Source organism: Providencia sp. PROV202 (assembly GCF_028479565.1).
GTDB classification, from domain to species: Bacteria; Pseudomonadota; Gammaproteobacteria; order Enterobacterales; family Enterobacteriaceae; genus Providencia; species Providencia zhijiangensis.
Window position 1 is genome coordinate 58,679 of record NZ_JAMPNV010000004.1, and the last position, 15,699, is coordinate 74,377.

Here is a 15,699-nt window from a genome sequence, read left to right on the forward strand (position 1 = left end):
CATTTACAAAAACAGCGCCATTCGGCGCTGTTTTTTATTACTATATTTAATAAGTTACTACTATGCTCAATCAGTCTAACTGAGTGGCGCAGAATTTATGTTGAGGGTTAACCATCAAATCTTGAGCTGCAACTAACTGAAGTTCGTACTCACCCATTTCTTTGGTTTTCAGCATGACTTCATAGACTGCCGCCGCAACATGCTCTAAGCCTTTATCTAGTGGCTCACCTTTTAAGATATTGACCAACATTAAACCACTCGTTAAGTCACCAACTCCCACAGGCTGTTTTTCACCGAAATCTACTAATGGGCGGCTAACATGCCAGCTATGTTCCGCAGTGACTAAAATCATTTCAAAGCGGTCTGCACGATAGCCTGCACGGCTTAAATGCTTAACTAATACAGTTTTAGGGCCTTGCTGACATAGTCGACGTGCAGCTTGAACAGCTTGCTCTACCGTCGCTATTTTCTCATTCGCTAACGTTTCTAACTCTAACAAGTTAGGCGCAATCACATCACTCGCCGCTAGCGCTTGTTGACAAAGAAACTCAGCGACACCTGGCGCAACGATGCATCCCTTCTCTGGATGCCCCATCACAGGGTCACAAAAATAGATGGCCTGCGGATTCGCCGCTTTAACCTTTTGAACAATCGCTAGAATATCATTGCCTTGCTCAGCAGAACCAATATAGCCACTTAACACGGCATCACAGATTGCCAGTTTATGGATTTTTGCTAATCCTTCGGCAATATCTGTCAAATGCTGAGCAGGAAATACTGAGCCCGTCCATTGTGGATACTGAGTATGGTTGGAGAATTGCACTGTATTAAGTGGCCACACATCTACGCCCATACGGCACATAGGGAATGCAGCAGCACTGTTTCCTGCATGGCCGAAAACAACATGGGATTGAATTGATAATACGCTTTTCATTGGAAACCCAGAGAATTGTTATGTCGAATGAAGAGAAATCAGTGAGTAGCCGTTTGCCAATATGAATAGCCCGGAAATTTCCGGGCTATTCATTACAAAGGTTCGTCAGAGCTATTTCCAGTTAACTAAGCAGTCGTTTTTCTTACCGCGACGGATAAGTGTGTAACGACCAAATAAACGGTCAGCATCAGTGAATACATACATTGGTTCAGTTTGTTTCTGACCATTGACAGAGACTGCATTTGAGCTGATTGCCGTTCTTGCTTGACCACGAGAAGGTACCAGTTCTGAATCAACTAATGCTTGCTGGAGATCTGCACCATCTTCTAGGGTGATGCACGGCATGCCGTCTTGAGCTAATTGCTCAAAGTCAGCTTCAGTTAAATCCGATACTGCACCAGAGAATAAGCTTTCAGTAATGCGTTTTGCAGCCGCTAGACCCGCTTCGCCGTGAACTAATTTAGTCACTTCTTCAGCTAATACGTACTGTGCACGAGGAGCTTTGCCACTGTTTTTGTCTTCTTCTTCTAACGCATCAATTTCGCTTAATTCCATGAAAGTAAAGAATTTCAGGAAGCGATAAACATCAGCATCCGCGGTGTTAATCCAGAATTGATAGAATTTATATTGGCTAGTTTTCTTCGGATCTAACCACACTGCACCACCTTCGGTTTTACCAAACTTGGTACCATCTGTTTTGGTGATCAATGGAACAGTTAAACCAAACACTTGGTTTTGATGCAGACGACGAGTTAAATCGATACCTGAAGTGATGTTACCCCATTGGTCTGAACCACCAATTTGTAACTCAACCCCCATCTCTTTATTCATGTTCGCAAAATCATAACCTTGTAATAGGTTATAGGCGAACTCAGTGAAAGAGATCCCGACATCATCACGGTTTAAACGTTGCTTAACAGACTCACGGTTGATCATTTGGTTAACGGAGAAGTGTTTACCAATATCACGTAAGAATGTCAGCACATCCATTTTGCCAAACCAATCATAGTTGTTAGCTAGGCGTGCGCTGTTTTCACCACAATCAAAACTAAGGAATGGTGAAACTTGGTTACGGATTTTTTCTACCCACTCTTGAACGGTTTCTGTGGTGTTTAATTTACGTTCAGTAGCTTTGAAGCTCGGGTCACCAATAAGACCCGTTGCGCCACCGACCAACGCCACAGGCTTGTGCCCGGCTAGTTGGAATCGTTTTAAACACAGCAAAGGAACCAGATGTCCCAAGTGCAAGCTATCGGCGGTAGGGTCGAAGCCACAATAGAGAGAGATAGGGCCCTGCGCCAGTCTCTCTGCTAACGCATCCTCATCCGTTACCTGGGCAACGAGGCCCCGCTCTTGCAATTGTTTAATCAGGTTATTGCTAGACATCAATGACTCCATCGGTTGAATTTTGTCTATCTATTTTAATGTGGAAAATTGGCAGAATGAGGCGTCGCTCAAAGGCTCGCCAGTATGATTTGTCAATTTTCTTAAACGAGGCTATAGCATAAAGCGCATATCAATTAAGTGCCAGCTAAAAAACCATTTATTACGGGGCTAATCGGTCAATTACCCAGCCATCCCCTTCTCTTTGGTATAGAAAGCGGTCATGTAGGCGGTGAGCGCCACCTTGCCAAAATTCGACACTGTTAAAAACAACACGATACCCTCCCCAAAAACTCGGTAATGGAACCTCACCGTTTTGGAATTTCTGCTTAAGTTCTAAAAATTTCCCTTCTAAGATTCCACGAGCCGAAATACGCGAAGATTGAGCTGATGCCCAAGCTGCGATTTGGCTATCTTTTGGACGGCTATGGAAATATTTTAGTACTTCAATCGGGCTTAAACGCTCAGCAACACCTGTAAAATGAACTTGGCGTTCCAGTTGATACCATGGGAAATGCAGACTGATTTTATTATTATGCTCTAAATGCTGCGCTTTACGGCTTCCCAGATTGGTATAAAAGACTAATCCGTTTTCATCGAAATGCTTTAATAATACGATCCGTTGATAAGGCTGCCCGGTTTCATCAACTGTTGCCACACACATTGCTGTCGGGTCAGTTAATCGCGCTTCACAGGCTTGCTTTAACCAGCGCTCAAACAGTGAAATAGGATCTGGCGTTAAATCTTTGCGTCTCAATCCACCTTTTGTATATTCACGTCGTACCGCAGCAAGATCGATCTCTTCAAGTTCGTTCATTTTACTGTCCTTTCAAGCGGTTATTTTATATCAATATTTGCGGGGTATATCGCACCTAATATGCTATCTCTGCTTGCACCCGTTACTGATGCAAGACTACCTGATAAGCCTGAAACTGTACGAGCGGCAAGCCAAGCAAATGCCAGTGCTTCCATATCATCACCACTCAGCCCATATTTATCACTTGGCGCGACTTCAATCCCCGGCAGTAATGTCGCTAATCGCAATATTAAGAATTTATTTTGAGCGCCTCCGCCACAAACAATTAAACGCTCGCAGCCTCCACATAACTTAACTTGATCTACGATAGATACGGCGGTCAATTCACACAATGTTGCTTGCACATCTTCAGGAGATAGTAATTGAAAATGCGCCAAATGCTGTTCTAGCCATTGCATATTAAAATATTCACGGCCAGTACTTTTAGGCGCTGAACGTTTAAAATAGCTATCATTAAGCATCGCATTTAATAATGCCTGATTCACCGCTCCTGTTTTTGCCCATTCACCATCTTTATCATACGCTTGTTGCTTATTGCGCCAGACCCAAGTGTCCATTAACATATTGCCTGGCCCTGTGTCATAGCCTTTTACATATGCATTTGGCAGTAATGCAGTAACATTAGCAATCCCACCAATGTTAAGTACAATGCGTTTTTCAGTCGGATGACCTAATACAGCTAAATGAAATGCAGGAACTAACGGAGCACCTTGTCCACCGTAAGCCATGTCTCTGCGGCGAAAATCCCCCACAGTCGTTATTCCAGTTAATGCTGCTATACGATTGTTATCACCAATCTGCATAGTAAACGGTGTTTCACTATCAGGTTCATGCCAAACCGTTTGCCCGTGACAACCAATCGCAATAATATCTTCAGGAGATAGACCCGTTTGATGAAGAAGCTGATTAATGGCATCGGCATATATTGTGCCAAGTTCTCTATCTATTTTTCCCAATTCAGAAAGTGTTGTTTCTTGCCCTTGGCAAATATTGAGAATGCGCTTTTTTAGTTCAATCGGAAATGAGGCGCTCAAGCTAGCTTGCTCCGCAACAAACTTATCATTAATTGCAGCTAATACGACATCAACACCATCTAGGCTGGTTCCTGACATAACACCAATATAGCGACCCGATTTAATCATCATTATTCCCTTTAACGTGTCTATTCACTCAATGAGATAAACTAGGAAAGATTGTGCTTTTAGAGAAAAATTTGTCAACTGATCGATTCAATTTCTCGTAGCGCTTCGCAGGAATAATAAATAATTGATAGAAGAGATGAAAATAGTGAGCAAAATAGCAGCAATAAATCGTTTTTTATCTCTTGATTATTTTATTTGATTTATAATGGTTTATTCTGTAATTATCTGCTACACCTTAAGGTGAGTAGTTCTTATTACAGGTAAAAATCCCCTATTTGACCTTTGCTATAAATTGATGCTCTAAAATAGTCAAAAAATAGATGATTCTTTAGCAAAGGGTGCTTTGAATTGGGATTTTGAGTGGAATTTGAGATATTTTACCTAGTGTTGATGCATTATTTAATTCAAAATTAGTAGTCTAGGCTCTGTTATCTAAAACAAATTTTTGATGTTGTTGTGCTTATGGTAAGAACAAATCTTCGATGCTACGTTACTGCCACGAACAGCAAGTCTCATAGGAGTTATTATGCTTAAGAAAGTTTTTGTAGGTGTTGCTGCGGTTGTTGCGTTATCTGGCTGTGTCAATACAAGTACGCTTTCTGGTGATACTATTTCAGCTCAAGATGCTAAACAAGTCCAAACTGTGACTTATGGTACGGTACTCAACGCACGCCCAGTGACCATTCAAGCGGGTGAAGATGGTAACGTGATTGGTGCAATTGGCGGTGCAGTTATCGGTGGCCTGTTAGGTAATACCGTCGGTGGTGGTACTGGTAAAACGCTAGCAACAGCGGCCGGGGCAATCGCAGGTGGTTTAGCGGGTCAACAAGCACAAGGAGCTCTAAATAAAAGCCAAGGTGTGCAGCTTGAAATCCGTTTAGACAGTGGTAAAAACATTGTTGTTGTTCAGAAACAAGATCCTGCCGCTTTCCGTGTAGGTCAGCGTGTTATGATCGCAAACAGCGGAAATACAGTTACTGTGTCACCTCGCTAATTTGACATAAATTCAAAATAAAATGCGTTCACCGGCTAATTAATCGATGAACGCATTTTTTATTTAAATCATGATTAGTGTTTTATTTTTTAGCTTATTAGTAATAATATTTTTATCGCGTCTGAGCACTTCGCTATCTTTTCGTTTATGGGTTCCATAGCAGAACTTTATTGAATAATTGTGATTGATATCTATTCAAGTAAAATGTAATTTACACCGTATGTATTCTCTATTTTTCTTGAAGCAAATTTTTCATCCCTATTTTCACTCTCTAATCCCTCTTAATACCGTATGTTTTTAATAATTAACCCATAATGATAGAATACAAAGCCGCCTCACGTAAAAAATCATGCATCTATATAGAAACACATATTACGTGCATGGTGGCTATAGTTATTAGTTTAATATATATTTAGGCGAATTATATTCATAGTAATAAAATTAAATGAGAAAAATAATTAGTAGTCTATGAATCGTTCTGTAAACGTAGAATGTTTTTCTCCAGTTTTAATAGCAATAAAGATAACTGGCTTAGCTCGTCATGACTAATATTACTTAAAATCTCTGTCCGAGTATTATTAATCACTTGATCAACCGTTTTGATAAAAGGCTCCGACTCCTCTGTGAGTTTGATTCTCTTAGCGCGTCGGTCATTTGCACATGTATGACGTGAAATGAGCCTTTTTTCTTCTAATTGATCTAATGTTCTGACCAGAGAAGGTTGTTCAATACCGATTGCTTTTGCCAATTGAATCTGTGATTGCTCGGGCGGTAACTGGCTAATATTATGCAGTGTTACCCAGTGTGTTTGCGTGAGTTTAAGTGGCTTGAGGCGATAGTCAATCAATGCTCGCCACATACGGACTACACGAGATAATTCAGTTCCAATTTGAGATTCCAATTTACCCTCCTTTATATAATTATAATGTCTAAAAAATATACCGAATACATATTATTTTTTAAATTATATATTAATTCCCTTTTATCTTTACAACCTTTTATTGAGCCAATACCTAATAAATACCTATATATAGTGAGCATCAATAAATCATTGAGTGATATATACCTTGTTTTCTTCCATGCTTTTTCATATAAAAACAATATAATCACTTAATAAGACAACCTATCAATTATCTTATTAATAAGAATAGCCTTACTCTTCTTTCGAATCTATCTATTTTAACCCTTATAGTAATTACAACTAACAATAAAAAATGCAATAGCAAATAAACTCTTTAAAAACAAAGCAATATAGTTATTCTTAAAATTATGTCATTTACAGTTGATTTATATGAATTTCATCATCATTTTGAATAAATAAAATTTTATTGAAATGTAACCGTTGAAATTAATTTAAGTGAATTGATTTGCCATTGAATTATTTGGCGTGGAATGGTTTTATTATCAATTAAAACAGAGACTGTTGAGGGTCATTCATGTCTTCTTGAGCCACTTTCTTATTATTTGCTCTTAAAAATCGCTGGCGACATAAACGGATGACATGACGTTTTTCAGCGTTAGTTAACTGTAACCAGCCAAAACGTTCATCACGGGTTCGATAGCAACCTCGGCAATATCCCTGCTCGTTGGTTTGACATATTCCACGGCAAGGGCTTGGTATGTCAAAAAACTCAAGTTGTTCTGCCATCATTAACCACCCGTAATATAAACATAAAATTATGATATACTCTCTCAAATTGAGTATAGCCATGATATGACTAAAAAATAAACCTCAATCGTTGTATTTAGTCATATTGCCACGTTATATTGATAGATAAATCGATTCGACTTTAAGCATTATTGCCTGAAGAATTTATAGGGAAACTACTATTATGCGCTTACTACATACCATGCTCCGCGTTACCGACATGCAACGCTCCATTGATTTTTATACCAAAGTATTAGGTATGCGCTTACTGCGCACGAGCGAAAATACAGAATACAAATATTCTTTAGCGTTCGTCGGTTACAGTGATGAAAGTGAAGGTGCTGTTATCGAGTTAACTTATAACTGGGGCGTAACAGAATATGATTTAGGCAATGCTTATGGTCATATTGCATTAGGTGTTGATGATGTCGCTAAAACCTGTGAGGACATTCGTCAAGTAGGTGGAAATGTCACTCGTGAAGCAGGCCCAGTCAAAGGCGGTACAACCGTTATCGCATTTGTTGAAGATCCAGATGGCTATAAAATTGAGCTTATCGAAAACAAAAGTGCAAGCAAAGGATTAGGCAATTAATCCCTCGCATTCATTTTATATTTTAGGTGATGATAACCATCACCTAAAATTTCTTCAGTATCTACCTGCAAAAATATATTCCCTTTGGCATAATGAAAGCCAACCAGAAACTGTAAATTGAAAGCCTAATGTCTGAAAAAAATAACCCTAACTCACTGGTTAACCGCTTCCGGGGTTACTACCCTGTCGTTATTGATGTCGAAACTGGTGGGTTCAACCCCAAAACTGATGGTCTATTAGAGATAGCTGCCATTACACTCAAAATGGACAAAGATGGCTGGCTGGCCATCGATGAAACGTTACATTTTCATGTAGAACCTTTTGAGGGAGCGAATTTGGAACCCTCCGCACTGGAATTCACAGGCATTGACCCCACTAACCCTCTACGTGGTGCCGTGAGCGAATATGAAGCACTGCATGCCATTTTTAAAACAATTCGAAAAGGCATGAAAAATACCGATTGCAATCGCGCGATCATGGTAGCTCATAACGCAAATTTTGATCACAGCTTTGTTATGAATGCGGCAGAGCGTTCAGGGTTAAAACGCAACCCTTTCCATCCCTTCGCAACCTTTGATACTGCTGCACTGAGCGGATTAGTCTTTGGACAAACCATTCTTGCGAAAGCGTGTGTCACCGCAGGTATTCCATTTGATGGCAAACAAGCCCACGGTGCCCTATATGATACTAACCGTACTGCGCTATTATTTTGCGAATTAGTCAATAAATGGAAAAAACTAGGCGGGTGGCCACTACCTAGCGAACCTCAATAATCTCGCCCCCTAAATACAAAAAAACCGTATTAGTTTTACGCTAATACGGTTTTCATCAATATAAGCAGGAAAGCTTATTCAACCATTTGATTACTCAGTGATGGTTTCATCTGCTGGACGGTATTTATCTGCAGTTTCTTTAATCAGAGCTTGTAATTCACCGCGTTGGAACATTTCAACGATAATGTCACAACCGCCAACTAACTCACCATCCACCCATAACTGTGGGAAGGTTGGCCAATTAGCATATTTTGGCAGCTCCGCACGAATGTCTGGGTTTTGTAAAATATCAACGTAAGCAAAACGCTCACCGCAAGAAGACAGAGCTTGAACAGCTTGAGCAGAAAAACCGCAGCTAGGCAGTTTTGGAGAGCCTTTCATGTATAATAAAATTGGATTTTCTTTAACTTGGCGCTCAATTTTTTCGATAGTTGTCATTTTATATCCTAAAACGTGGGTGCTGATTTTGCAGTCACTGAGCCACTTTGAATCATTTACAAGGCAACTCATTAGACAGAACACATTGACCGGTGTAATCGCCGGCACAGTCAAAACATCGCAAATTGTTCCGTGATTGTTTCATACAATATGCCAGTTTTATAAGGTGAATACTATAGCACTCCTATTTGCTGTACTCAAAAGGTGAAAAGCAAATAGCAACGTTTTCTTTTTACTATAAAAAATTCAGGATGGGCGTTTTTGCAGTGTAATCATGGGAGTTATTTGTTAATATATTAGCAAATTAATAACACTTGATGTGTTTCCCTGCTCTTCAATGACAATAATGACATGCAGTGGAATAATAATTATGCAACTTACTAACAATTAAGGCATAAATAGCATCATGGAACAGGTTTTTTCTTACTGTAGCCTGTATTCTGTTATGATAATTAGATGATTTACGATGCGGCGCAATAGCTAACTACGGTTTTACGTCGCTATACTAGAAGTAGATTAATAAATAGAAATACACTTAATTTCGCTCATTTTACGAGCAAACACCCTAAACACTGAATAAAAGCAATCAAGGAGTACGCAATGTCTTTTGAATTACCAGCTCTACCTTATGCTAAAGATGCTTTAGAACCTCATATCTCCGCTGAAACCCTAGAATACCACTACGGTAAGCACCACAACACCTATGTTGTTAACCTGAACAACCTGATCAAAGGCACCAAATTTGAAGGTCTGTCTTTAGAAGAGATCATCAAAACTTCTGAAGCTGGCGTATTCAATAACGCGGCTCAAGTTTGGAACCACACTTTCTACTGGCACTGCTTGGCTCCAAACGCAGGCGGTGAACCAACAGGTAAAGTTGCAGAAGCTATCAACAAAGCATTCGGTTCATTTGCTCAGTTTAAAGAGCAATTCACTGATGCCGCAGTTAAAAACTTCGGTGCAGGTTGGACTTGGTTAGTGAAGAAAGCAGACGGCAGCCTGGCTATCGTTAACACGTCTAACGCGGCAACACCAATTTCTGGTGACGACAAGCCAGTTCTGACTGTTGATATCTGGGAACACGCTTACTACATCGATTACCGTAACGCACGTCCAAAATACTTAGAAAACTTCTGGGCGCTGGTTAACTGGAAATTTGTTGAAGAAAATCTGGCTTAATTTTAGTTCAGATCTAAAATGACTAAGGGCGAGTATAATACTCGCCCTTAATTATTTCTCATCCTGAGTAGATAGGATGGAAATGAAATCAGAAAATGTGCACAGCAAACAAAATAATTACAGCTAAAGAGCCAAACGCAGCTAGCAATCCATATTTAAAATCTGTATCCATGAGACCCTCTCATATAAAGAAATTGAATTATCAAATAACCATAAAATAAAAAGGTTATTTCAGTATACATGCACAAAAACGTAAAACCAGTGTCTATATCACATGTTATAACATCAATTATTTCTTTCGTTTTTGCGCTAGATCAGACAAAATCGACAACAAATCGCTAAATTATTGCCAGCAAAGGTACTATGCATCAATATGCAGGTAATTATTTAACTAGAATTATTTTAGAGACCAAGTTTTGGTTAGGAGTTTTTTCTTCTCATGGCAACAATTAAAGATGTGGCGAAACGTGCGGGCGTCTCTACCACAACCGTCTCCCATGTTATCAACAAGACGCGTTTTGTCGCTGATGATACAAAAACAGCCGTTTGGGCCGCCATCAAAGAGCTCAATTATTCTCCGAGTGCGGTTGCGCGTAGTTTAAAAGTCAACCACACCAAATCAATCGGCTTATTGGCAACATCAAGTGAAGCCCCCTATTTCGCAGAAGTAATCGAGTCTGTCGAGAATAGTTGCTATGAGAAAGGCTATACTCTAATTTTATGTAACTCTCACAATAACTTAGGTAAGCAAAAAGCGTACTTACAAATGTTGGCTCAAAAACGTGTCGATGGGCTACTTGTGATGTGTTCAGAATACCCTGACACCTTGATTGGTATGTTGGAAGATTACCGAAATATTCCAATGGTCGTCATGGACTGGGGTACCTCTCGCGGGGATTTCACTGACAGTATTATTGATAACTCTTTCCACGGTGGTTATTTAGCAGGTCGTTATCTTATTGACCGTGGTCATCGTGAAATTGGCGTGATCCCTGGCTCCCTTGAAAGAAATACAGGCATTGGGCGTTTAACTGGCTTCCAAAAAGCCATGGAAGAAGCCAAAGTCACATTAAAAGATGAATGGATTGTTCAAGGGGATTTCGAGCCAGAATCAGGTTATAAAGCGATGATGCAGATCCTCAGTAACAAGCACCGCCCAACGGCTGTCTTCTGTGGAGGAGACATCATGGCGATGGGAGCAATCTGTGCGGCTGACGAGATGGGATTACGCGTCCCACAAGACATTTCCATTATTGGCTATGATAACGTGCGTAATGCGCGCTATTTCACTCCTGCATTAACCACAATCCACCAGCCAAAAGAGCGTTTAGGTCAAATGGCGTTTGCGATGTTGCTCGATCGTATTGTGAATAAACGCGAAGATGCGCAAACGATTGAAGTTCACCCGCGTTTAGTTGAGCGCCGTTCCGTGGCTGATGGTCCATTTATTGATTATCGCCGCTAAGTCTATCTCAGCACATTAGCTCGCAAACCACTCCGCGTTGAGCGTTTCGCTATCACCAAGATAGTCAAGAAGCCATCTCAGCGCTGGAGATGTATCATTCTCAACCCATGTTAAGCAGCAAGGGCTTTCAGGAAACGGCTGCGCTAATTCCAGCTCAACTAGCTTGCCTTCTGCACACAAAGGTGCTGCACGGTGCTCTGGAACCATCCCCACACACAGACCATTTGCCAAACACGCTAAACCACTTTCCCAGTAAGGCACAACTAAGCGTCGTTGGTTGTCCAGCGCCCAAGTATCTCTTTTCGGTAAGCTTCTTGAGGTATCTTCCAAGCACAAACTTGGATATTCACGCATTTGATCATCCGTCAGTTTGCCCTGAATTTTCGCTAATGGGTGAGCGGGGCTCGCAACACAACGCCATGACATAAAGCCCATATCGCGAAAACTATAGCGCTCTCCAATGGGTGAAGCACGGGTCGCTCCAATCGCCACATCCACACGCCCATCCGCTAATGCATCCCAAACCCCATTAAACACTTCAGGGTGGATATACAGTTCGATATCAGGAAAATGACGATAAAAATCCAAAATCAGCTGTTCCGTACGCTGCGGTTTTACGATGCAATCAACGGCAATACTGAACTGCCCACGCCACCCATTGGCGACTTGTTGGCATTGATGGCGAGTATCAATCATTTTTTTGATAACACTTCGACTTTCTTTAATAAAGATAACCCCTGCTTCCGTCAATACCACATCACGGTGACGGCGCTCGAATAGCGGAACTGCCAACCATTCTTCGACTTGCTTTACTGTATAACTGATCGCTGAAGGGACTCGATGCAGCTCATCCGCAGCACCACTAAAGCTTCCCGTTCGAGCAACTGCGTCTATGACTTCAAGTGCATGAGCTGACCACATTTTCTTTCCTTTCAAATTATTTGATAGCAGAGTCCAAATATTACCGTTTCACAACGTAAAAAAATAGCCTATACAATAAGATAACTATTAACATTATTTTAAATACAGATTAAGCAAAACTATGACAAATACTGCGACAAAAAACTCCTCTGGATTTTTGATTTACCTTGCCGGCCTAAGCATGCTGGGGTTTTTAGCCATCGATATGTATCTGCCTGCCTTTGGTTCAATGCAAACAACCTTAAATACGACTGAAGGTGCTATCAGCGCCTCATTGAGTATCTTTCTAGCTGGCTTTGCTTTTGCCCAGCTACTATGGGGCCCCCTTTCAGATAAATTAGGACGCAAACCTATTCTCATTGTGGGGCTTTCCCTGTTTATTGTTAGCTGCTTGGCTATGATTTGGGTCACCGATGCCACTCAGTTATTAATCCTTCGATTCTTACAGGCCGTTGGTGTTTGTTCTGCTGCAGTTTTATGGCAAGCCCTCGTTATCGACCGCTATAACGAAGCTGATACCCAAAAAGTATTTGCCTCTATCATGCCTTTAGTGGCACTTTCTCCAGCATTGGCGCCTCTTTTAGGTGCTTGGGTGCTTGAGCACAAAAACTGGGAATTTATCTTCATCGTGCTGATGATGGTAGGCGTTTTACTCCTGCTACCGACTTTGATGCTAAAAAAAGTGGCGCCGAAAGTCATCGCAGAAGAAAACCAGACACAAACCAAAATTTCCTTTGCGACCTTGTTAAGCTCCCCTGTTTTCAGTGGTAACGTGCTTGTATACGCAGCATGTAGCGCTGGCTTTTTTGCATGGCTAACGGGTTCGCCGTTTATTCTACGCAATATGGGTTTTAACCCTGCGGATATCGGCCTAAGTTATATCCCTCAAACACTGGCATTTATTGTCGGAGGATACGGCTGCCGCTTCGTATTAGCTAAAGTGCGTGCTGAAACGTTGTTCCCAATCCTGCTAGCCGGTTATGCCATTAGCATGATTATATTATTTGTGATGGCGATTTATACTCAGCCAACATTAACTATGATTTTAGTACCATTCTGCTTTATGGCCGCCATGAACGGCGCATCATACCCAATTGCCGTAGCCAAAGCCCTTAACACATTCCCATCCGCCAGTGGTAAGGCCGCTGCATTACAAAATGCCTTACAATTAGGGTTATGTTTCTTAGCCAGCTTATTAGTCTCTGCGCTCACCTTTGACCCGTTACTCGCCACGACTGGCGTGATGGCATTTACGGTGATCCCAATGATTATAGGCTATTTCATGCAGCGTTGTGCCAGCAAATCAAATAATGCGATTAAGCACACTGAATATCAGCATGACTAATCGTTAGTTAACGTTATTTTTTAGTTTCACAATAATCAGCCACGTTACCATTATTGATAACGTGGCTGACTTTTTTATTTTAGTTAATACGTATTTTATAGAGTTAATTTTTTACCTATAACACGCTATTATTAGCATATTCAATTATGACGTTTTGAAGAGCCATGCTGAAACAGTATTATCCTCCTGATGAATTAAAAGAATTTGTTAGTTCAGTTTTGATTATCAAGAAATTTACTGATGCTATTAAGATCTTCCCAGGCACAGGAGCTGAAATATGGGTTTCGACTGAAAATATCAGTATGTCGACTCACGAGCATACATCCGTCAATCCATTTCAGTTAATCATCCCCAGAGTCAATATATTTACGGCTATCCCGAATAATACCAGCGTGATGGTTCTACGTATTCGCCACGATGCCTTACGTTTTTTACTTCCCCAACGCACGTTAAATTATACGGATATCCCTACTCCGCTTAGCCAAATATGGAGCAATAATTGGTTTAAATCATTGGCTAACTCTTCATTCAAAGAGTTGCATGAGTGTTTTTATGTCAATAAGGAAGCGAAAAAGGCACATTTTATCGATCACGTTCTGGACTCTCTTTATCGCAATCCAAATAAAAAAATTACCGAAATTGCCGATGACATTGGCTACAGTGCACGCTTAGTTCAAAAAGAGTTTTTAAAGGAATTTGGGATCACACCAAAACGGTACCAGATCAATTGTCGCTTAGAGCAAGTGATGAAAACTATGGTGAAAGAACAAGATACTTATCGTTGGTTTGAAACGGGCTATTATGATCAATCCCACTTTTATCGCGATTTTAAGCGTTACTTTACCATGACACCGTCGGCATTTTTAAAGTCAAATTATTCGCTTTTTTACAATACAAAAACAAAGTCTCCATTAAGATAGTTCTGAGTACATAAGGAGAATGGTATGAGTATTGTTGTATATGCCCAAATCACTACCGAAAAAAAGGATGGGTATTTAACGAAGAAAATCGTTAGCGAAATTGCCAAACGCAGCCGGATGGAAAAAGGATGTTTGCAGTATGATCTGATGGCAAAAGAAAATGGCTACATTGTGTTTGAAGAGTGGGAAAATGCACAAGCATTAGAAATGTATCAAAAAAGCGCTCATTTCAAACAACTTGTTGACGCGATTGAACGTGACAATGCCATTTTTTCGGTTAATTTTAGTGAGAAGTAATAGAATATTCTGGTGAATTTATTACCTACCGATTCAACAGGTTATAGCTCTGCACAGAGCTATAACCTTATCAAAACTAGATTGATGATTTTTCGCTTTCTACTGAGTCTTCACTCTCTTGTTTCTGCTTCAATAACATTTCTTGTTCTTTCTGATGCAAAACACGCTCAACAGTATCAACAATAGCTTGAGTCTGTGGGTCAATCTCAATGTTGACTTTATGACCCAGTCGCTTGCTACCCAGTGTTGTTCTCGCCAATGTTTCTGGGATCAGATGCACACAAAAACGGTTGTTGATAACATCACCAACCGTTAAGCTAATTCCGTCAATCGCCACAAATCCCTTATGCAAGATATATTTCATCAAGGTTTTATCATAAACAGAGAGCCAAACTTGATGATTATCTTCAGAGGTGAAAATCTTGCTAATTTCTGCGGTGGTCACGATATGACCCGAAACCACATGTCCGCCAATTTCATCACCATATTTCGCAGCACGCTCAATATTAACCACGTCCCCTTCTTTTAACTCACCTAAATTAGTGAGGCGCAATGTCTCTTTGATTAAATCAAAGCTAACGTTCTCCCCTTCAATTTTAGTCACGGTTAAACAGCAACCGTTATGCGCGACGGATGCACCGGTTTCTAAACCCACTAATAATTCCGGCGTGAATTTCATGACATGAGTACGGAAATTAGCTCTTTCCGTGATTGAGATAATTGGAGCGGTTCCTTGAACAATGCCTGTAAACATAATGACTCTCGTGCAGTGAATTAATGAACTCAGTTTACCTAAGAATTTTCAGAGATCTATCTTATTTGAGTGGTTATATTTATGCTGCCATCACAAA

General features: G+C 40.5%; 18 protein-coding genes. 8 read left to right on the plus strand and 10 right to left on the minus strand.

The features are described 5' to 3' along the window. Nucleotides 1-70: 70 nt before the first annotated feature. The 4 genes from pdxY to anmK all read right to left on the minus strand — a co-directional run bounded on the left by pdxY (nucleotide 71) and on the right by anmK (nucleotide 4,279). Nucleotides 71-934, minus strand: a complete 864-nt coding sequence (pdxY, locus tag PR799_RS01760; protein ID WP_154627953.1) for a pyridoxal kinase PdxY — start codon at nucleotides 932-934, stop codon at nucleotides 71-73. A 111-nt stretch (nucleotides 935-1,045) separates the two neighbouring features. Then, complete coding sequence (tyrS, locus tag PR799_RS01765; RefSeq protein ID WP_132494872.1) at nucleotides 1,046-2,320, minus strand: tyrosine--tRNA ligase; 1,275 nt, start codon at nucleotides 2,318-2,320, stop codon at nucleotides 1,046-1,048. 160 nt (nucleotides 2,321-2,480) lie between these two features. Beyond that, the gene (gene pdxH / locus PR799_RS01770) at nucleotides 2,481-3,134 is read right to left on the minus strand and encodes a pyridoxamine 5'-phosphate oxidase (RefSeq protein WP_154627952.1); all 654 of its coding nucleotides are present in this window, start codon (nucleotides 3,132-3,134) and stop codon (nucleotides 2,481-2,483) included. Between the two features lie 20 nt (nucleotides 3,135-3,154). Then, entirely contained in the window at nucleotides 3,155-4,279 is a 1,125-nt protein-coding gene (gene anmK, locus PR799_RS01775; RefSeq protein ID WP_272521123.1) for an anhydro-N-acetylmuramic acid kinase, read from the minus strand. A gap of 523 nt (nucleotides 4,280-4,802) precedes the next feature. Here anmK and PR799_RS01780 point away from each other — a divergent pair. Next, complete coding sequence (locus tag PR799_RS01780; RefSeq protein ID WP_036953512.1) at nucleotides 4,803-5,270, plus strand: glycine zipper 2TM domain-containing protein; 468 nt, start codon at nucleotides 4,803-4,805, stop codon at nucleotides 5,268-5,270. A gap of 466 nt (nucleotides 5,271-5,736) precedes the next feature. Here the strand turns inward: PR799_RS01780 and slyA are convergent, their stop codons facing one another. Together slyA and PR799_RS01790 are read right to left on the minus strand one after the other, a co-directional pair. After that, nucleotides 5,737-6,171 carry a transcriptional regulator SlyA gene (gene slyA, locus PR799_RS01785; RefSeq protein WP_154603994.1) on the minus strand — a complete coding sequence of 145 codons (435 nt, stop codon included), beginning with the start codon at nucleotides 6,169-6,171 and terminating at the stop codon, nucleotides 5,737-5,739. Between the two features lie 507 nt (nucleotides 6,172-6,678). Next, nucleotides 6,679-6,918, minus strand: coding sequence for a DUF1289 domain-containing protein (locus tag PR799_RS01790; RefSeq protein ID WP_154627999.1), 240 nt, complete (start codon nucleotides 6,916-6,918; stop codon nucleotides 6,679-6,681). Nucleotides 6,919-7,102: 184 nt separating this feature from the next. Here PR799_RS01790 and gloA point away from each other — a divergent pair, with 184 nt between their 5' ends. Together gloA and rnt are read left to right on the plus strand one after the other, a co-directional pair. Next, nucleotides 7,103-7,510: a lactoylglutathione lyase gene (gloA, locus tag PR799_RS01795; RefSeq protein ID WP_154603996.1), complete on the plus strand. Its 408-nt coding sequence runs from the start codon at nucleotides 7,103-7,105 to the stop codon at nucleotides 7,508-7,510. Between the two features lie 128 nt (nucleotides 7,511-7,638). Continuing rightward, nucleotides 7,639-8,283 carry a ribonuclease T gene (gene rnt, locus PR799_RS01800; RefSeq protein WP_036953524.1) on the plus strand — a complete coding sequence of 215 codons (645 nt, stop codon included), beginning with the start codon at nucleotides 7,639-7,641 and terminating at the stop codon, nucleotides 8,281-8,283. A gap of 90 nt (nucleotides 8,284-8,373) precedes the next feature. On the opposite strand, the gene PR799_RS01805 is transcribed toward rnt, so the two are convergent. Continuing rightward, entirely contained in the window at nucleotides 8,374-8,721 is a 348-nt protein-coding gene (locus tag PR799_RS01805) for a Grx4 family monothiol glutaredoxin (protein WP_036953526.1), read from the minus strand. A gap of 600 nt (nucleotides 8,722-9,321) precedes the next feature. Between PR799_RS01805 and sodB the strand changes: the two genes are divergently transcribed. After that, nucleotides 9,322-9,900 (plus strand): superoxide dismutase [Fe], encoded by a 579-nt coding sequence (sodB, locus tag PR799_RS01810; RefSeq protein WP_036953529.1) that lies wholly within the window; start codon nucleotides 9,322-9,324, stop codon nucleotides 9,898-9,900. Nucleotides 9,901-9,988: 88 nt separating this feature from the next. Here the strand turns inward: sodB and cydH are convergent, their stop codons facing one another. Further along, the gene (gene cydH / locus PR799_RS17650; protein ID WP_108479009.1) at nucleotides 9,989-10,072 is read right to left on the minus strand and encodes a cytochrome bd-I oxidase subunit CydH; all 84 of its coding nucleotides are present in this window, start codon (nucleotides 10,070-10,072) and stop codon (nucleotides 9,989-9,991) included. Between the two features lie 267 nt (nucleotides 10,073-10,339). Here cydH and purR point away from each other — a divergent pair, with 267 nt between their 5' ends. Next, entirely contained in the window at nucleotides 10,340-11,365 is a 1,026-nt protein-coding gene (purR, locus tag PR799_RS01815; RefSeq protein WP_154603997.1) for an HTH-type transcriptional repressor PurR, read from the plus strand. Between the two features lie 15 nt (nucleotides 11,366-11,380). Here the strand turns inward: purR and punR are convergent, their stop codons facing one another. Further along, on the minus strand, nucleotides 11,381-12,286 hold the full coding sequence (punR, locus tag PR799_RS01820; protein WP_154627951.1) for a DNA-binding transcriptional activator PunR: 906 nt from the start codon (nucleotides 12,284-12,286) through the stop codon (nucleotides 11,381-11,383). A gap of 121 nt (nucleotides 12,287-12,407) precedes the next feature. Between punR and punC the strand changes: the two genes are divergently transcribed. The 3 genes from punC to PR799_RS01835 all read left to right on the plus strand — a co-directional run bounded on the left by punC (nucleotide 12,408) and on the right by PR799_RS01835 (nucleotide 14,848). After that, a complete protein-coding gene (punC, locus tag PR799_RS01825) occupies nucleotides 12,408-13,631 on the plus strand; it encodes a purine nucleoside transporter PunC (protein WP_154627950.1) in 1,224 nt (407 codons plus the stop codon). Nucleotides 13,632-13,795: 164 nt separating this feature from the next. Continuing rightward, nucleotides 13,796-14,551, plus strand: coding sequence for a helix-turn-helix transcriptional regulator (locus PR799_RS01830; protein ID WP_272521125.1), 756 nt, complete (start codon nucleotides 13,796-13,798; stop codon nucleotides 14,549-14,551). 24 nt (nucleotides 14,552-14,575) lie between these two features. Further along, nucleotides 14,576-14,848: a putative quinol monooxygenase gene (locus PR799_RS01835; RefSeq protein WP_036953541.1), complete on the plus strand. Its 273-nt coding sequence runs from the start codon at nucleotides 14,576-14,578 to the stop codon at nucleotides 14,846-14,848. A gap of 76 nt (nucleotides 14,849-14,924) precedes the next feature. Here PR799_RS01835 and PR799_RS01840 read toward each other — a convergent pair whose 3' ends face one another. Continuing rightward, a complete protein-coding gene (locus PR799_RS01840) occupies nucleotides 14,925-15,602 on the minus strand; it encodes a riboflavin synthase subunit alpha (RefSeq protein WP_154627948.1) in 678 nt (225 codons plus the stop codon). Nucleotides 15,603-15,699 lie beyond the last annotated feature (97 nt).

Bases quoted from the DNA above. Each gene is read 5' to 3' on its own strand.
- purR (WP_154603997.1), top strand. From the start codon at position 10,340: ATGGCAACAATTAAAGATGTGGCGAAACGTGCGGGCGTCTCTACCACA.
- PR799_RS01830 (WP_272521125.1), top strand. From the start codon at position 13,796: ATGCTGAAACAGTATTATCCTCCTGATGAATTAAAAGAATTTGTTAGT.
- PR799_RS01780 (WP_036953512.1), top strand. From the start codon at position 4,803: ATGCTTAAGAAAGTTTTTGTAGGTGTTGCTGCGGTTGTTGCGTTATCT.
- anmK (WP_272521123.1), bottom strand. From the start codon at position 4,279: ATGATGATTAAATCGGGTCGCTATATTGGTGTTATGTCAGGAACCAGC.
- sodB (WP_036953529.1), top strand. From the start codon at position 9,322: ATGTCTTTTGAATTACCAGCTCTACCTTATGCTAAAGATGCTTTAGAA.
- punC (WP_154627950.1), top strand. From the start codon at position 12,408: ATGACAAATACTGCGACAAAAAACTCCTCTGGATTTTTGATTTACCTT.
- PR799_RS01805 (WP_036953526.1), bottom strand. From the start codon at position 8,721: ATGACAACTATCGAAAAAATTGAGCGCCAAGTTAAAGAAAATCCAATT.
- PR799_RS01840 (WP_154627948.1), bottom strand. From the start codon at position 15,602: ATGTTTACAGGCATTGTTCAAGGAACCGCTCCAATTATCTCAATCACG.
- PR799_RS01835 (WP_036953541.1), top strand. From the start codon at position 14,576: ATGAGTATTGTTGTATATGCCCAAATCACTACCGAAAAAAAGGATGGG.
- pdxY (WP_154627953.1), bottom strand. From the start codon at position 934: ATGAAAAGCGTATTATCAATTCAATCCCATGTTGTTTTCGGCCATGCA.
- gloA (WP_154603996.1), top strand. From the start codon at position 7,103: ATGCGCTTACTACATACCATGCTCCGCGTTACCGACATGCAACGCTCC.
- punR (WP_154627951.1), bottom strand. From the start codon at position 12,286: ATGTGGTCAGCTCATGCACTTGAAGTCATAGACGCAGTTGCTCGAACG.
- pdxH (WP_154627952.1), bottom strand. From the start codon at position 3,134: ATGAACGAACTTGAAGAGATCGATCTTGCTGCGGTACGACGTGAATAT.
- rnt (WP_036953524.1), top strand. From the start codon at position 7,639: ATGTCTGAAAAAAATAACCCTAACTCACTGGTTAACCGCTTCCGGGGT.
- tyrS (WP_132494872.1), bottom strand. From the start codon at position 2,320: ATGTCTAGCAATAACCTGATTAAACAATTGCAAGAGCGGGGCCTCGTT.
- PR799_RS01790 (WP_154627999.1), bottom strand. From the start codon at position 6,918: ATGGCAGAACAACTTGAGTTTTTTGACATACCAAGCCCTTGCCGTGGA.
- cydH (WP_108479009.1), bottom strand. From the start codon at position 10,072: ATGGATACAGATTTTAAATATGGATTGCTAGCTGCGTTTGGCTCTTTA.